Here is a 1,584-nt window from a genome sequence, read left to right on the forward strand (position 1 = left end):
GGCGGTGTGTACAAGGCCCGGGAACGTATTCACCGCGGCGTGCTGATCCGCGATTACTAGCGATTCCGACTTCATGTAGGCGAGTTGCAGCCTACAATCCGAACTGAGACTAGCTTTAAGAGATTAGCTTACCCTCGCGGGTTCGCAACTCGTTGTACTAGCCATTGTAGCACGTGTGTAGCCCAGGTCATAAGGGGCATGCTGATTTGACGTCATCCCCACCTTCCTCCGGTTTGTCACCGGCAGTCTGATTAGAGTGCCCAACTAAATGCTGGCAACTAATCATAAGGGTTGCGCTCGTTGCGGGACTTAACCCAACATCTCACGACACGAGCTGACGACAACCATGCACCACCTGTCTTAGCGTCCCCGAAGGGAACGTCCTATCTCTAGGATTGGCGCTAGATGTCAAGACCTGGTAAGGTTCTTCGCGTAGCTTCGAATTAAACCACATGCTCCACCGCTTGTGCGGGCCCCCGTCAATTCCTTTGAGTTTCAACCTTGCGGTCGTACTCCCCAGGCGGAATGCTTAATGCGTTAGCTGCAGCACTGAAGGGCGGAAACCCTCCAACACTTAGCATTCATCGTTTACGGTATGGACTACCAGGGTATCTAATCCTGTTCGCTCCCCATACTTTCGAGCCTCAGCGTCAGTTACAGACCAGAAAGCCGCCTTCGCCACTGGTGTTCTTCCATATATCTACGCATTTCACCGCTACACATGGAGTTCCACTTTCCTCTTCTGCACTCAAGTTTCCCAGTATCTGATGCACTTCTTCGGTTAAGCCGAAGGCTTTCACATCAGACTTAAGAAACCGCCTGCGCTCGCTTTACGCCCAATAAATCCGGACAACGCTTGCCACCTACGTATTACCGCGGCTGCTGGCACGTAGTTAGCCGTGGCTTTCTGGTTGGATACCGTCAAAGGACTAACAGTTACTCTAGTCCCTGTTCTTCTCCAACAACAGAGTTTTACGATCCGAAAACCTTCTTCACTCACGCGGCGTTGCTCCATCAGACTTTCGTCCATTGTGGAAGATTCCCTACTGCTGCCTCCCGTAGGAGTTTGGGCCGTGTCTCAGTCCCAATGTGGCCGATTACCCTCTCAGGTCGGCTACGTATCATCGCCTTGGTGGGCTATTATCTCACCAACTAGCTAATACGCCGCGGGTCCATCCTTAAGTGACAGCCAAAGGCCGTCTTTCAAATTAAGACCATGTGATCTCAACTTTTATGCGGTATTAGCATCTGTTTCCAAATGTTATCCCCCGCTTAAGGGCAGGTTACCCACGTGTTACTCACCCGTCCGCCACTCACGTCAATCAACTTCCAGTGCAAGCACCTTCTGTCGACGTCAGTGCGTTCGACTTGCATGTATTAGGCACGCCGCCAGCGTTCGTCCTGAGCCAGGATCAAACTCTCATATATAATATGAAATATTGATTTGCTCAATTTTTCGATTTGTTGCTAGCGAGTATTATTCAAATAATTGAATTGACTTCGCAAATGTTTTGCTTAGAACCGAAGTTCTAAGACCCTACACATTTGATTCGTCGAAACTTTGTTCAGTTTTCAAAGGTCTAC

Annotated in this window: 1 rRNA gene; it reads right to left on the bottom strand. The window is 49.8% G+C overall.

Annotated features, from left to right (window positions below):
* Nucleotides 1–1,428: ribosomal RNA gene (locus FC07_RS11905) — 16S ribosomal RNA — on the bottom strand; the annotation flags it as partial.
* Between the last annotated feature and the right edge of the window lie 156 nt (nucleotides 1,429–1,584).

The sequence above is a fragment of the Loigolactobacillus bifermentans DSM 20003 genome, assembly GCF_001434575.1.
GTDB classification, from domain to species: domain Bacteria; phylum Bacillota; class Bacilli; order Lactobacillales; family Lactobacillaceae; genus Loigolactobacillus; species Loigolactobacillus bifermentans.